Origin of the sequence: Modestobacter sp. VKM Ac-2979 (assembly GCF_026967995.1) — a bacterium.
In the GTDB taxonomy this organism is placed as follows: domain Bacteria; phylum Actinomycetota; class Actinomycetes; order Mycobacteriales; family Geodermatophilaceae; genus Modestobacter.
In genome coordinates, this window is the sequence record NZ_JAPVBO010000008.1 from 97,247 (window position 1) to 112,136 (window position 14,890).

At 73.5% G+C, this 14,890-nt stretch carries 12 protein-coding genes; 4 read left to right on the top strand and 8 right to left on the bottom strand.

Annotation, left to right across the window (positions count from 1 at the left end):
* Window position 1: 1 nt before the first annotated feature.
* On the bottom strand, window positions 2–2,215 hold the full coding sequence (locus O2W15_RS21495; protein ID WP_269180915.1) for a diguanylate cyclase domain-containing protein: 2,214 nt from the start codon (window positions 2,213–2,215) through the stop codon (window positions 2–4).
* 233 nt (window positions 2,216–2,448) lie between these two features.
* Here O2W15_RS21495 and O2W15_RS21500 point away from each other — a divergent pair, with 233 nt between their 5' ends.
* On the top strand, window positions 2,449–3,666 hold the full coding sequence (locus O2W15_RS21500) for a 3-deoxy-7-phosphoheptulonate synthase (protein ID WP_269180916.1): 1,218 nt from the start codon (window positions 2,449–2,451) through the stop codon (window positions 3,664–3,666).
* Between the two features lie 12 nt (window positions 3,667–3,678).
* Here O2W15_RS21500 and O2W15_RS21505 read toward each other — a convergent pair whose 3' ends face one another.
* Window positions 3,679–3,957: a hypothetical protein gene (locus O2W15_RS21505; protein ID WP_269180917.1), complete on the bottom strand. Its 279-nt coding sequence runs from the start codon at window positions 3,955–3,957 to the stop codon at window positions 3,679–3,681.
* Between the two features lie 340 nt (window positions 3,958–4,297).
* Here O2W15_RS21505 and O2W15_RS21510 point away from each other — a divergent pair, with 340 nt between their 5' ends.
* Window positions 4,298–6,667, top strand: coding sequence for an excinuclease ABC subunit UvrA (locus O2W15_RS21510; RefSeq protein WP_269180918.1), 2,370 nt, complete (start codon window positions 4,298–4,300; stop codon window positions 6,665–6,667).
* Window positions 6,668–6,678: 11 nt separating this feature from the next.
* On the opposite strand, the gene O2W15_RS21515 is transcribed toward O2W15_RS21510, so the two are convergent.
* From O2W15_RS21515 to O2W15_RS21540, 6 genes are all read right to left on the bottom strand, one after another.
* Window positions 6,679–7,371, bottom strand: a complete 693-nt coding sequence (locus tag O2W15_RS21515) for an IclR family transcriptional regulator (RefSeq protein ID WP_269180919.1) — start codon at window positions 7,369–7,371, stop codon at window positions 6,679–6,681.
* Window positions 7,372–7,440: 69 nt separating this feature from the next.
* A complete protein-coding gene (locus tag O2W15_RS21520; protein ID WP_269180920.1) occupies window positions 7,441–8,889 on the bottom strand; it encodes an aldehyde dehydrogenase family protein in 1,449 nt (482 codons plus the stop codon).
* Between the two features lie 47 nt (window positions 8,890–8,936).
* Window positions 8,937–10,133, bottom strand: a complete 1,197-nt coding sequence (gene fahA / locus O2W15_RS21525) for a fumarylacetoacetase (protein ID WP_269180921.1) — start codon at window positions 10,131–10,133, stop codon at window positions 8,937–8,939.
* Window positions 10,130–11,335, bottom strand: coding sequence for a homogentisate 1,2-dioxygenase (locus O2W15_RS21530; RefSeq protein WP_269180922.1), 1,206 nt, complete (start codon window positions 11,333–11,335; stop codon window positions 10,130–10,132). The genes fahA and O2W15_RS21530 overlap by 4 nt, the downstream gene beginning before the upstream one ends.
* 63 nt (window positions 11,336–11,398) lie before the next feature.
* Window positions 11,399–12,994, bottom strand: a complete 1,596-nt coding sequence (locus O2W15_RS21535) for an FAD-dependent monooxygenase (protein WP_269180923.1) — start codon at window positions 12,992–12,994, stop codon at window positions 11,399–11,401.
* Between the two features lie 7 nt (window positions 12,995–13,001).
* On the bottom strand, window positions 13,002–13,964 hold the full coding sequence (locus O2W15_RS21540) for an MBL fold metallo-hydrolase (protein WP_269164984.1): 963 nt from the start codon (window positions 13,962–13,964) through the stop codon (window positions 13,002–13,004).
* Between the two features lie 184 nt (window positions 13,965–14,148).
* On the opposite strand from O2W15_RS21540, the gene O2W15_RS21545 reads away from it, so the two are divergent.
* Both O2W15_RS21545 and O2W15_RS21550 read left to right on the top strand, forming a co-directional pair.
* Window positions 14,149–14,547 (top strand): YidH family protein, encoded by a 399-nt coding sequence (locus tag O2W15_RS21545; protein WP_331253888.1) that lies wholly within the window; start codon window positions 14,149–14,151, stop codon window positions 14,545–14,547.
* Window positions 14,544–14,888, top strand: coding sequence for a DUF202 domain-containing protein (locus tag O2W15_RS21550; RefSeq protein WP_269164983.1), 345 nt, complete (start codon window positions 14,544–14,546; stop codon window positions 14,886–14,888). The genes O2W15_RS21545 and O2W15_RS21550 overlap by 4 nt, the downstream gene beginning before the upstream one ends.
* Window positions 14,889–14,890 lie beyond the last annotated feature (2 nt).

Here is a 14,890-nt window from a genome sequence, read left to right on the forward strand (position 1 = left end):
CTCAGTCCCGGCGGCCCGCCGGCCCGCGCTTGGTCCGGTACATGGCGGCGTCGGCGCAGGCGAGGAGCGATGTCGGGTCGTCGGCGTCCGCGGGGAAGACCGCAGCCCCGGAGCTGGCGCGGATCCGCAGGGCCGTCCCGGGCAGCTGGAGCGGCACCTCGAGCGCGGTGCGCAGGTGCTCCTGCACCCGCCGGACCAGCTCCTCCGCAGGTGGGCGGCTGCCGTCGTCCGGCCGTGCCCGGCCGGTCGCGGGGAGGCCGGCGAGGACGACCAGGAACTCGTCGCCGCCCAGCCGGCCCAGCAGGTCGCCGGAGCGGACGGCCGAACGCAGCCGGCCGGCCGCCCCGACGAGCGCGGCGTCGCCGACGGCGTGACCGAAGCGGTCGTTGATCGCCTTGAAGTCGTCGAGGTCCAGCAGCACCGCCGCCACGCTCCCGCCGCTGCGGCGGGCACGGCGCAGTTCCAGGTTCAGGTGCTCGAGCACGTGCGCCCGGTTCGGCAGGCCGGTCAGCTCGTCGTGGTGGGCCAGGTACGCCGTCCGCCGCTCCCGGTCGACGCGTGCCGTCACGTCCAGCTGGCTGCCGATGAGGTGCGTGACCTCGCCGTGCGTGTCCCGGACGGCGCTGACGTGCAGTTCGTTCCAGAACGCCGAGCCGTCGCGCCGGTAGTTCAGCAGCACCGTGTCGACGCCCCGCCCGGCGAGCAGCCGCCGCCTGATCGGGTCCACCTGGTTGCGGTCGGTGTCGGCCCCCTGCAGGAAGCGGCAGTTGCGGCCGAGCACCTCCGTTTCCGGGTAGCCGGTCATCCGCAGGAACGCGTCGTTCGCGTAGACCAGCGGGAGGTCGGGGAGGCGGGCGTCGGCGATCACGATCCCGTTGCTGGCCACCGAGACGGCCCGGAGCATCAGGTCCGGCAGCTCGGCCTCGGTGACCCGCGCGACGGGGTCTCCGACGGCCGGGGCGGGGCGGTGCGTCGGCGGAGCCGTCCCGGCTGGCGGGCGGGTCTTCTCCAGCAGCAGCCCGGCGGCCTCGAGCACCCGCTGCCGGTCGTAGGTCAGCACGTAGTCGAGCCGGCGACCAGCCGAGCGCACCGGGACGGCGGCCTCGGTCGGGTCGCTGCGACCCTCGACCGGGACCTCGCGGGCGGCCAGCGCAGCCGCGAAGTGCGGGCTGACCACGGTCACGACCCACTGGTCGGTCAGCGGGTCGTCGGCCTCGAGGGCGGTGCCCACCACGCCCGGCGCGGGCTCGTCGGGCATCCCCGCGCCGGTCACCGCGGTCAGGGCGGTGAGGCTGCCGAGCGTCTCGTACCGACGGCGGGTGCGCGCGCTCATCAGCTCGGCGTGCTGGAAGTTCGCGAGGACGACGGTCTGCTCGTCCAGCAGGAGTGCCTGGCGCTCGACCTGACGGGTCATCGAGGCGAGCAGCGGCACACCGGCGCGCTGCGGTCGCGAGGCGGCGGCGAGCACCTCGTACGGGGTCCCCGGACCGGTTCCCCCGGCGCCCCGCGCGGGGGTGGCCGGGGGGAGCTGCAGGGCCCGCATGCCGGCCGCCGGCAGGTCCCCCGGACGCCCGAACATCCAGCCCTGACCGAGTCGCGCGCCCATCGCCAGCGCCCGGTCCAGGTGCTCGGTGGTCTCGATCCCCTCGGCCAGGACGAGCGCGCCGGAGCGCTCGGCGTCGGCACGCACGGCGTTGACCACCGCGGCGGCCTGCAGGCTGGTGTGTCCGCGCACCAGGGCCAGGTCCAGCTTGATCACGTCCGGCCGCAGGAACGACACCAGTGCGAGCCCGGCCGGTTCGGCGCCGACGTCGTCCAGCGCCACCCGCCAGCCGATCTCCCGCGCACCCCGCACGCCGCGGACCAGGTCGGCCGGGCGCTCGAGCAGGTCGCGCTCGGTCACCTCCAGGACCACCTGCACCCCGGCCGGCGTCAGCTCGGCGAGGTCGGCCAGGTCGGCGGGGGACAGCGTGGACAGCGTCGCCGGCTCGATGTTCACGAACAAGGTGGTCGGCTCGGCGGCGCCGGCGACCCCGCGCAGCGCAGCGCGCAGGCAGGCGGCGTCCAGCGACGCGGTGGTCCCCGCTGCCGCGGCGGCGGCGAACAGCTCGGTCGGGGACTCCAGCGGCCCCGGCTCGCCGCGGGACAGTGCCTCCACCGCCACCAGCGCGCCGCCGTCGGACAGGTCCACGATCGGCTGGAACAGGGACCGCACAGCGTGCTCTCCGCACACCCGTGGGGTCATGGACCGAGCCTTCCACGCCGGCCCGGTCGGCGCGGGTCGTGCGGCCCCACCTGCCCGAGCATGCGCCCCCAGCCGGGTGAGGAGGGGCACCCGGGACGACACGCCGACCCCCGGCTCCGGGATGCTGTGCCGGTCAGCCCCGCGGGAGCGGGCGCGGCCCCGGCCGGGGCGCTGGCGAGTCGCGAACGACGGAGGAGACCCCCATGCCGGCTGACCAGTTGCTGGACGAGGCGACGCGGATCGCCGATGCGCTGCTCGAGGTCCAGACCCGGGTGAACGCCCAGATCGACGCCGCGCTGACCGACCTGCTGCCCGCGGTGCAGCAGCGACTGGGTGCCGCGCCGGCGGCGGACGTCGACCTGAGCGACCTGGGGAACGCCCGGATCACCGGCCTGAGCGTCGTCGTCACCCCGGCTGCGGTGGCGACCGTCGTCCCGCTGTCGGCGGAGTCCGCCGCCACCACCCGGGACGCGCGCCGCGCCACGACCGACATCGTCGGCGGTGCCGACGACCGGCTGGCCGTCATCGCAGGTCCCTGCTCGATCCACGACGCGGCCGCGGCCCTGGAGTACGCCGCCTTCCTCGCCGACATGCGGGCGAGGCACGGCGCGGACCTGGAGATCCTGATGCGGACCTACACCGAGAAGCCGCGGACCGAGGTCGACTGGAAGGGGTTCGCCTACGACCCGTTCCTGGACGGCTCCAGCCGGATCAGCGTCGGCCTCGTCGCGACCCGGATGCTGATGGGCCGGATCACCGCGCTGGGCGTCCCGGTGGCCGCGGAGCCGCTGAACGCGCTCACGCCGCAGTACGTCGACGGGCTGGTCACCTACAACGGCGTCGGTGCCCGCAACGTCACCGACCAGACCGCCCGGGAACGGGTGTCCGGCTTCTCCTCCGTCGTCGGCTTCAAGAACTCGCCGGAGGGGAGCGTCGACGTGGCGATCCAGGCCGTGCTGACCGCGCGGGCGCCGCACCAGTTCCTCGGCGTCGACCAGCACGGCGTGAGCGCCCAGCTGTCCACGAGCGGCAACGACACCGGTCACGTCATCCTGCGCGGCGCCAAGGACGGCCCCAACTACTCGGCCGCGCACATCGCCGCCACCAAGCGGGCGCTGGCCGCCCGTGGCCTGCCGGAGGTCCTCGTCGTCGACGCCTCGCACGGCAACAGCCAGAAGGACCACCGCCGTCAGGCCGAGGTCGTGCGCGACCTGGCCGGGCAGGTCGCCGGCGGCGAGCAGGCGATCCGCGGGGTGATGATCGAGAGCAACCTCGTGGCCGGGCGGCAGGACCTGGACCAGCGGCACCCCGAGCGGCTGGAGCACGGCAAGAGCGTCACCGACGCCTGCGTCGACCTCAGCACCACCGAGGAGCTGCTGGCAGAGCTGGCCGAGGCCTCCCGGACGCGGCGCGCGGCCTGACCGGCCCCGCCGTCAGGCCGTCGAGGCGAGCCGCCCGGCCAGGGTGACGTCGACCGTCAGCACGCAGGGGAGCCGGTGCAGCCGGGCGACCACCAGGTCCACCTCATCGGGGGTGGCGAGCAGGTCGACGCTGATCGTCCAGCGGTCGGTGCCGGCCTCCTCGGCCGACAGCCGGGTGAAGGCGTGGTGGCGCCCGGTCAGCATGGTGAGGACGCGCTGCAGGCCGAGTGCGTCGGTGACGACGACGCGCACCTTGGCGGCGTCGTGGGCGGAGCTGTGGCGGGGGGACATGGGGAGCCTCCGGGCCGGGTGGCCCTGGTCAGCGGGGGAGCGACCTCGATGGACGTGCCCACGGACCCGCCGGTGCGAGGGTCAGTCGCCGACGGGCCCGCACGGAATCCGCTGCCCAGCCACAGCCGCACGGTAGCCCCGGTGGTCGCCGCGGGACAAGGGGCCCGACCGGTCAGGAACGGAGAAGCGCAGGCGGTGCGGACGTCCCTAGCGTGATGCCCCGGGGAGCACCGCCGGCCGGGCGCGAGCTCCCCACTGCACGCCGATCTGCGGCACGCTGGCCCCGCCGCCGCACCAGGACGCCGCATCTGCGACCACCGGACCCGCCCCGAGGAGACACGTGAGCACCGCACCGGAGCACGCTGCCGACACCCACGACCTGATCCGGGTGCTCGGCGCGCGGGTGAACAACCTCAAGGACGTCAGCGTCGAGATCCCGAAGCGCCGGCTGACGGTGTTCACCGGCGTCTCCGGCTCGGGCAAGAGCTCGCTGGTGTTCGACACGATCGCCGCGGAGTCCCAGCGGCTGATCAACGAGACCTACAGCGCCTTCGTGCAGGGCTTCATGCCGACGCTCGCCCGGCCGGAGGTCGACCTGCTGGAGGGTCTGACGACGGCGATCCTGGTCGACCAGGAGCGTATGGGCGCCAACCCCCGCTCCACCGTCGGTACCGCCACCGACGCCAACGCGATGCTGCGGATCCTCTTCAGCCGGCTCGGCACGCCGTACATCGGTCCGCCCACGGCGTTCTCCTTCAACGTCCCGACCCGCAGGGCGAGCGGGGTGATGAGCACGGAGAAGTCCGGCGGCCGGGTCGAGAAGGCCGTGGTGAAGGACGCCGTCTACCTGGGCGGCATGTGCCCGCGCTGTGAGGGCATGGGCTCGGTCTCCGACTTCGACCTCACGGCGCTGTACGACGAGGGCAAGTCGCTGGCCGAGGGTGCGCTGACCGTCCCCGGCTACAGCATGGACGGCTGGTACGGCCGGATCTTCGCCGGCGCGGGCTTCGACATGGACAAGCCGATCTCGAAGTACACGAAGAAGGAGCTGCACGACCTCCTCTACAAGGAGCCGACCAAGATCAAGGTCGAGGGCATCAACCTCACCTACGAGGGCGTCATCCCCAAGATCCAGAAGTCGATGCTCGCCAAGGACGTCGACGCGATGCAGCCGCACGTCCGCGCCTTCGTCGAGCGCGTGATCACCTTCCAGACCTGCCCGGAGTGCGACGGGACGCGCCTGACCCCGGAGGCACGGTCCTCAATGATCGAGGGCAGGAACATCGCCGACCTCTGCGCGATGCAGATCAGCGACCTCGCCGCCTGGGTCCGCGAACTCGACGACGCATCGGTCGCCCCGCTGCTCACCGGTCTGCGGCACCTCCTCGACTCGTTCACCGAGATCGGGCTGGGCTACCTCTCCCTCGACCGGCCGGCCGGGACGCTGTCCGGCGGTGAGGCGCAGCGCACCAAGATGATCCGCCACCTGGGGTCCGCGCTCACCGACGTCACCTACGTCTTCGACGAGCCGACCATCGGCCTGCACCCGCACGACATCGAGCGGATGAACGACCTGCTCCTGCAGCTCCGCGACAAGGGCAACACCGTGCTCGTCGTCGAGCACAAGCCCGAGACCATCGCGATCGCCGACCACGTCGTCGACCTCGGTCCGGGCGCCGGCACCGGCGGTGGGGAGGTCGTGTTCGAGGGCACCGTCGACGGGCTGCGGACCAGCGGCACGCTGACCGGCCGGCACCTCGACGAGCGCGTCGGTCTCAAGTCCGAGGTGCGCGCCACCACCGGGGCCCTCGAGGTGCGCGGCGCGGACACCCACAACCTGCAGGGCGTCGACGTCGACATCCCGCTCGGCGTGCTGGTGGTGCTCACCGGCGTGGCCGGGTCGGGGAAGAGCTCGCTGGTCCACGGCTCCGTCGCGGACCGGGACGGCGTGGTGGTCGTCGACCAGGGTGCGATCCGCGGCTCCCGGAGGAGCAACCCCGCGACGTACACCGGCCTGCTCGACCCCATCCGCAAGGCCTTCGCCAAGGCGAACGGGGTGAAGCCGGCGCTCTTCAGCTCGAACTCCGAGGGTGCCTGCCCGACGTGCAACGGCGCCGGCGTCATCTACACCGAGCTCGGCGTCATGGCCACCGTGGAGTCCCCCTGCGAGGAGTGCGAGGGGAAGCGGTTCCAGGCCTCGGTCCTCGAGCACACGCTCGGCGGCCGCAACATCGCCGAGGTGCTCGCCATGTCGGTGACCGAGGCCGAGCAGTTCTTCGGCGACGGCGAGGCACGCACCCCGGCCGCCCACACGATCCTGGACCGGCTGGCCGACGTCGGGCTCGGCTACCTCACGCTCGGCCAGCCGCTCACCACGCTGTCCGGCGGCGAGCGACAGCGGCTCAAGCTGGCCACCCGGATGGCCGAGAAGGGTGGCGTGTACGTGCTCGACGAGCCGACCACCGGCCTGCACCTCGCCGACGTCGAGAACCTGCTCGGACTGCTCGACCGGCTCGTCGACTCCGGCAAGTCGGTCATCGTCATCGAGCACCACCAGGCGGTGATGGCCCACGCCGACTGGATCATCGACCTCGGCCCCGGCGCCGGGCACGACGGCGGCCGGATCGTCTTCGAGGGCACCCCGGCCGACCTCGTCGCCGGCCGCGCCACCGTCACCGGGGAGCACCTCGCGGCCTACGTCGGCGGCTGACCGCGGGGGGCTCAGCGCAGGACGGCGGCGACCTTCCCGGCGGCGGCGGCGACCGCCCGGCCCACCTGCTCGACGTCGCTGTTCTCGTCGACGAAGACGACGGCGAGTGCGGCGCGGGCGCCGCCGTCCGGGCCGAGGACCGGTGCGGCGATCGACCGGATGCCGGGGATCACCTCACCGTGCGAGCTGGCCCAGCCGGTCTGGCGGGCCTCCAGGAGGGCCGCACGGTCGTCGTCCGCCGGTGGCTCCGGCATGAGCAGGGCCAGGCCGGGGGCGCCGCGGCCGACCGGGTGCCGGGTGCCCGGCCGGTAGGTGACGTGCGCCCGGGTGTCCTGCGGTTCGACGCTGGTCACCGTCACCGCCTCGTCGCCGGCCCGCACCACCAGGAACGCCGTCATGCCCAGCTCGGTGGACAGCGAGTTGAGCCGGGGGAGCGCAGCGGCGTTCAGGTCCGTGCGCACCCCGCGGGCCAGCGCCGCCACCCCCAGGCCGAGGCCGTAGTGGCCCAACGGGTCGCGTTCGACGAGCTGGTGGTCCTCCAGGGTGCGCAGCAGCCGGTAGGTGATCGACCGGTGCAGGTCCAGGGCACGGCCGATCTCGGTCACCGGCTGCGGGGTGCCCGCGCTCGCCAGGTGCTCGAGGATCCGGATGCCGCGGTCCAGCGTCTGCGACTGCGGAGCACCCCCGCTGTCGTTCGCTGGCATCGCCGTCCCCCTGTGGTCGCCGTCCTCGATGGCGTGGTCCTCACCCTAAGCCGCGGGCACCGGCGCGGGTCAGCCGTTGATCACCTGGGGCACGGCGACGGCCTTCAGGCCCTCGGCGCCGAACTCGAGCCCGTACCCGGACTTCTTGTGCCCGCCGAAGGGGATCATCGGGTGCACCCCGCCGTGGGCGTTGATCCAGACGGTGCCGGCCTCGAGGCGGGCGGCGACGGCGCGGGCGGCGTCCCGGTCGCTGCTCCACACCGAGGCGCCCAGGCCGACGTCGAGCCGGTTGGCCATGGCGACGGCCTGGTCGAGCTCGTCGTACCGGATGATCGGCAGGGCCGGCCCGAACTGCTCCTCGGCGACGAGCGGGTTCTCGTCGTCGATGTCGGCGACCAGCGTCGTCGGGTAGAAGTGGCCCGGCGCGTCGGTGTCGGGGTCACCACCGGTGAGGATGGTGGCGCCGGACTCACGGGCGGCGTCGACCAGCCGCGCGACGATCTCGTACTGGGCGCGGTTCTGCAGCGGGCCGAGGACGTTCTGCTCGTCCAGGCCACGGCCCATCGGCATCGCCTTCGCGACCTCGGTGAGTGCGGCGCAGACCTCGTCGTAGACGTCGGTGTGCACGTACAGCCGCTTGAGCGCGGCGCAGGTCTGGCCGGTGTTGATGAACGCACCCCAGAACAGGTCCTGCGCGATCGCCTTCGGGTCGACGTCGGGGAGGACGATCCCGGCGTCGTTGCCGCCGAGCTCCAGGGTCAGCCGCTTCACGGTGTCCGCCGAGCTCTTGATGATCGCCTGGCCGGTGCGGGTGGAGCCGGTGAACATCACCTTGTCCACGTCCGGGTGGCTGGACAGCCGGGCGCCGACGTCGCCTTCGCCGGCGACGCCGATGAGGACGTCGGCCGGCAGGGCGCCGTTGAGCACCTCCAGCAGCGCGAGCACGCTGAGCGGGGTGTGCTCGGAGGGCTTGACGACCACGGTGTTGCCCATCCGCAGGGCGGGGGCGACCTGCCAGATCGTGATCATCATCGGCCAGTTCCACGGGCCGATGGCGCCCACGACGCCGATGGGCCGGTAGTGCAGCTCGGCGTGGGTGTCCCCGTCGTCGACGACGGTCTCCACGGGCAGCTCGGTGGCGGCGGTGGCGCGCAGCCACGCCGAGCAGGCACCGACCTCGAACCGGGCGTTGGGGCCGTTGAGCGGCTTGCCCTGCTCGCGGGAGAGCAGCTCGGCCAGCGGCTCGGCGGCCGCGTCGATGGCGTCGGCGGCCCGCATCAGGAGGTCGATGCGCTCGGAGTCCGCGCGGGCCGCCCAGGCCCGCTGGGCGGCCCGCGCGGTCGCGACGGCGCGGTCGACGTCCTCGGCGGACCCGAACGCGACCCGGCCCACGACCTCACCGGTCGCCGGGTCGAGGACCTCCCGGCCGTCGGGGTCGGAGACAGCTGCGAGCAGGCGCTCGTAGGTCGGGGTGTCTGCGTCGGTGTCGACGGGCGTGGCAACGGTGGGAGTGGTCATCGTCGGCCTCTCGTGGTGGGGGCGGTGCGGGGGACGGACAGGGTGGGTCAGCGGGCCGGTTCGACCCGGCCGGTGACCTCGCCGAAGGCGATGCGGGTGCCGTCGGGGCCGGGTGCGGTGGCGGTGAGGACGACCTCGTCGCCGTCCTCGAGGAAGGTGCGGGTGGAGCCGTCGGCGAGGGTGATCGGCTCCTTCCCGCCCCAGGAGAGCTCGATGAACGAGCCGCGCTGGTCGGCGCGGGGGCCGGAGACGGTGCCGGAGGCATACAGGTCGCCGGTGCGCAGCGAGGCCCCGTTGACCGTCAGGTGGGCCAGCTGCTGCGCCGGGGTCCAGTACATGAGCTCGAACGGCGGCCGGCTCAGCACCTCGCCGTTGAGCCGCACCTCCAGGCTGATGTCCAGCCCCCAGGGCTCGGCGTCGTCGCGCAGGTAGGGCAGCGGCTCCGGGTCGCGGGCCGGCGGGGCGACCCGGGCCGCCTCGAGTGCCGCCAGCGGCACCACCCACGGGGAGACCGAGGTGAGGAAGGACTTGCCGAGGAACGGGCCCAGCGGCACGTACTCCCAGGCCTGCAGGTCGCGGGAGGACCAGTCGTTGACCAGGCAGACCCCGAACACGTGGTCGGCGAACCGGCCGACCGGCACCGCGGTGCCGAGCTCGGAGCCGACGCCGACGACGAAGCCGACCTCGGCCTCGATGTCCAGCCGCTGGGAGGGTCCGAAGGTCGGGGCGTCGTCGGCCGGTGCCTTGCGCTGACCGCAGGGGCGGACGACGGGGGTGCCGGAGACCTGCACCGTGCCGGCCCGGCCGTGGTAGCCGATGGGCAGGTGCTTCCAGTTCGGGGTGAGCGCTGCGGAGTCCGGGCGGAACATCTTCCCGAGGTTCTCCGCGTGGTGCTGGGAGCTGTAGAAGTCGACGTAGTCGGCGACCTCGATCGGCAGGTGCATGGTCACCTCGGCCCGCGGCAGGAGGTGCGGCTCCACCTCGGCGCGGTGCGAGGAGTCGGTGAACCAGTCGACGAGCTGGGCGCGCAGCGCCGCCCAGGCCTCCGGCCCTCGCGCCAGCCAGGCGTTGAGGGTGCCGGTGGCGTGCACGTCGTCACCGGTGGCCGAGGCGAGGTCCAGCACCTGGTCACCGATCGCGATCCCGGTGCGAGGGGCGGTGCCCGCGGTGGAGAAGACGCCGTGGGGCAGGTTGCCCAGCCCGTAGCCGGTGTCCGCGGGGAGCTCCAGCCAGCTGCCCGTCACGCCGACGGCCCGCGGCCGGACCAGGACCAGGCGTACTTGCCGTCGTCGGAGGCGACGCCGGCCTCACCGAGGTCCAGCGGCCGGAAGGTGTCGACCATGACGGCGGTCTCGTCGAAGTACTCCGCACCCAGCGAGCGCTCCACCGCACCCGGCTGCGGGCCGTGGCTGTGCCCGCCGGGGTGCACGGAGATCGAGCCCTTGCCGATCCCGGAGCCCTTCCGGGCCTCGTAGTCGCCGTCGACGTAGAACATGATCTCGTCGGAGTCGACGTTGGAGTGGTAGTAGGGCACCGGCACCGCGAGCGGGTGGTAGTCGACCTTGCGGGGCACGAAGTTGCAGATCACGAAGTTGTTGCCCTCGAACACCTGGTGCACCGGCGGCGGCTGGTGCACCCGGCCGGTGATCGGCTCGTAGTCGGCGATGTTGAAGGCGTAGGGGTAGAGGCAGCCGTCCCAGCCCACGACGTCGAAGGGGTGCTCGGGCACCACGTGCACGGTGCCGGCGAGCCCGCCGGGGCTGTTGCCGCGGTGTTTGACGTAGACCTCGACGTCGGTGCCCTCGCCCAGCAGCGGCTCGGTGGGACCGCGGAGGTCGCGCTCGCAGAACGGGGCGTGCTCCAGGAACTGCCCGTACCGCGACAGGTAGCGCTTGGGCGGGGCGATGTGCGAGTTCGCCTCGATGGCGTAGGTCCGCAGCGGCTCGGTGCCCGTCGGGACCCAGCGGTGCGTCGTCGTCCGCGGGATGATCACGTAGTCGCCCTGACCGACCTCCAGCGCGCCGAAGGACGTCTCCACCGTCGCCGACCCGCGCTCCACGTAGACGCACTCGTCGCCGGTGGCGTTGCGGTAGTACGGGCTGGTCAGCGAGGAGACGGCGTAGGAGATCCGCACGTCGGCGTTGCCCAGCACCAGCCGGCGCCCGGTGACCGCGTCGGTGGCCTTGTGCTCCTCGCCGGGGAAGAGGTCGTGCAGCTTCAGGTGCCGTGGCACCAGCGGGGCGTTGGGCGTCAGCGTCTGGTCGGGCAGCTCCCACGGCCGGGCGTCGACCAGCGCCGACGGGATGCCGGAGTGGTAGAGCAGCGCGGAGTCGGAGGAGAAGCCCTCCTCACCGACCAGCTCCTCGGAGTACAGGCCGCCGTCGGGACGACGGTGCTGGGTGTGCCGCTTGGGCGGGACGCTGCCCACCTGCCGGTAGAACGCCATCGGGGCTCTCCTTCGGGGCTGGTCCCCACCAAAATGGCCATCTTGGTGGGAGGGAGTGGGTCGTCAGACGGGAGCGGGAACGGGACGGGCGAGCAGCCGGGCCACCGCGGGGGCGACGTCGGCGGGGCGGGTGAGGACGGCGGCGACGTGGGCGTCGGGGCGGAGCACCCAGGTCTCGTCGGGGCGGACGCCCAGCGCCTCGCGCAGCGTGGAGCCGGCGTCCAGGTCGCTGACCCGGTGCACCGCGACCGGCAGGTCACCGGGGAGCGCGTCGGGCAGGGCGGCGTCGTCCCCGACGAGGACGGTCACCCCGGCCCGGGCCAGCTGCCGCAGCCGGACGACGTCCGACCTCCCGGGGACGGTGACCGGGGCGTCGGGCGCCAGCACCCCAGGCGCCGGTACCGGGACGTCACCGCGCGCCGGTCGGCCGGGGAACGGCCGTCGTTCGTCGGGGGTGGTGAGCGGGGAGTCGACGTACCAGAACGGCTCCGCCAGCCGCCCGGAGTCGACCTCCGCCCGGGCCGCGGGATCGGTGGTGGCGCGCTCCAGCACCTCGAGCCGGTGCGCGGCCTCGGCCGGCGTGCCCGGCACCAGGAAGCGCATCGTGGCTCCGGTGACGTCGAGGTTCTCCACGGCCGCGGCGTGCCGCTCGTCGTGGTAGCTGTCCAGCAGCGTCTCCGGAGCCCAGCCACGCAGCACGAAGGCGAGCTTCCAGGCCGCGTTCTCGGCGTCCAGCACCCCTGAGTTCAGGCCGCGGGCGCCGAAGGGGGAGACCAGGTGGGCGGCGTCCCCGGCGACGAGCACGCGCCCGACCCGCATCCGGTCGACCACCCGGGAGTGGAACCGGTAGACCGACTTCCAGACGACCTCGTAGGGCCGGTCGCCGATGACCTGGCGGATCCGCCGGTCCAGCCCACCGGAGGCCTCCTCGGCGGCGAGGTCGAACTCCGGCGGCACCTGCCAGTCGATCCGGAAGGTGGAGTCCGGGCAGGGGTGGATGAGCACCTGGCGGCCGGGGTTCCACTCCGGGTCGAAGTAGAAGCGCCGCTCGGTCTCCCAGCCGGGCAGGTCGGTGCGGATGTCGCAGATGAGGAACTGGTCGCCGAAGGTCTGCCCCTCGAAGGTCAGCCCCAGGGCGGTGCGGACGACGTCGGCCCGCGGGCCGGCGCAGGCCACCGCGTAGCTGCCGGCGACGGTCGTCCCGTCGGCGCAGGAGACCGACACCCCGGCGTCGTCCTGCTCGATGCCGGTGACGTCGTGACCCCAGCGCACCTCGATCAGCGGCTGGGCGGCGATCGCTTCGTCGAGCAGCTCCTCGGTGAGGCACTGCGAGACGTTGACGAAGGGCGGGAACGGGGACTGCCCGCGGTCGACGAACTCGAAGCTGAACAGCTCGGCGTCGCGGTGGAAGGTGCGCGCGGTGGTCCAGGTGACGCCGCGGCGGGCGACCTCGGCCCCGACGCCGACGGAGTCCCAGACGTCGAGGACGTCGCGCTGCTGGCAGATCGCCTTGCTGCCGACCAGGTCCCGCGCGGGGCGGCCGTCGAGCACGACGACCGGGAGACCCCAGCGGGCGAGCAGCAGGGCCGTGGTCTGGCCGACCGGGCCGCACCCGATGACGACGACCGGCGCCGTCCCGGGGCTCTCGGGGGTGGTCATCGCCGGATCAGCCCTGCAGCTCGTCCCACACCTGGCGGTCGCGCTCGGCCGTCCAGATGACCGGGCGCTCGATGCCGCTGAACTCGTCCCACAGCCGCTGCACGTCGAAGGGGAGGCAGTGCTCGAAGATCGGCCAGTGCCCGAACTTCGGCGCCAGGGCGGCGTGGGTGGCCTCGAAGGCCTCCTTCAGCGTGCCCCCGGCGCGGTGTGCGGTGCCGACCGTCTCGTGCATCGTGGTGAGGAAGGCGCGGGTCTGCTCGATCGCGGCGTCGACCTCGTCGCGGCCGCGGGCGATGGCACCCCGGCCGCCGATGAGCTGCTCGGCGCCGAGGGCCTTGATCCGGTCGAGGGTGCCGGTGGCCCAGTCGAAGTGGAAGGCGTCGCCGGTGTAGAGCGCGGCCTGTGACTCCACCAGGTCGCCGGCGAAGAGCACCTTGCTCTTGGGCAGCCAGGCCACGATGTCGCCCTCGGTGTGCCCGCGGCCCAGGTGCTCCAGCACCAGCTCACCGCGGTCGCCGCCGAGTTCGATGGTCAGCTTGTCGCGGAACGTCATGGTCGGCCAGGTCAGCCCGGGGATGGACTCGGGCTCCTCGAACAGCCGCGGCATCCGGCCGTACTCGCTCTCCCAGTCCTGCTGGCCACGCTCGGCGATCAGGCCCTTGGTCTGCTCGGAGCTGATGATGGCCTCGGCGTCGAACGCGCTGGCGCCGAGCACCCGCACGGCGTGGTAGTGGCTGAGCACCAGGTACCGCACCGGCTTGTCGGTGTGCTCGCGGAGCTTGGCCAGCCAGCGGCGGGCCGCGACCGGGGTGGCGAGCGCCTCGAAGCAGACGAGGAAGTCCTCGCCCTCGATGGCGCCGAGGTTGGGGTCGCCCTCTGCGGTGAGTGCGTACACCCCGTCGGCGAGCACCTCGAGGGTCTGCTCCTTGACGCCGAGGTCGGCGGATGAGGCGAAGGGCTTCGCTGCCATGAGAGCTCCCGTGCAGGCTGGGGCATCGCTCGCATATCGAGCGATGCGTTCTCTTACCGGCTCAGCGTAGTGGCCGTGTGGCCTGTGACACAACCCATCCGGAGGGGTTGTGCCGCCGGTGCGGTGCCACGGACCCCGGCGGCCGTCGTGCGAGCATCGCCGGGAGCGGGCGCCGTGACCTGCCGTGGACGAGGGAGCCGAGGACGTGCCGGACGAGGCGCTGACCGACCGCCGGTTCCCCAGGCGGGTCTACCGGGCGGGGCGGGAACCGGACCCCAGGTTCAGCCTGGCGAACGAGCGCACGTTCCTGGCCTGGATCCGGACGTCGCTGGCGCTGGTGGCCGCCGGGGTCGCCCTGGAGGCGCTGGACCTGCCCATCGCCGACGGTCTGCGGCTGGCCGGTGCCCTGGTCTTCATCGTGCTGGGCCTGCTCGCCCCCGCCCAGGCGTGGCTGGGCTGGGCCGCCACCGAGCGGGCCCTGAGGGAGGGGCGGCCGCTGCCCTCGCCACGGCTGGGCCTGCTGCTGGCGGTCGGCACCACCGTGGGGGGCCTGCTGGTCCTCGTGGGCCTGCTGCTGCGGTGACGGACCACCCGGACGCCGTCTTCGACCTCGGGCTCCAGGCCGAGCGGACGGCGCTGGCCTGGCAGCGGACCGCGTTGGCCATGGCGATCGGGGCGCTCGTCGCCGGGCGGCTGGCCGTCCCCGTGTTCGGCGCGGGTTCCCTCGTGGTCGCCGTGCTGGGCGTGGTCGGGGCGGCGGTCGTCCTGGTGGTGTCCCGCCGCAGGTACCGCGCCGTCCACGAGTCGCTCAGCGCCCGGGGGGACCTCGCCGCCGTCCGCTCGGCCGGTGCCCCCATTGCCGCGCTGGCCGGCGTCGGCCTGCTGGTGGCCCTGCTGGCGCTGGCCTTCGTCCTGCTCCGCTGACG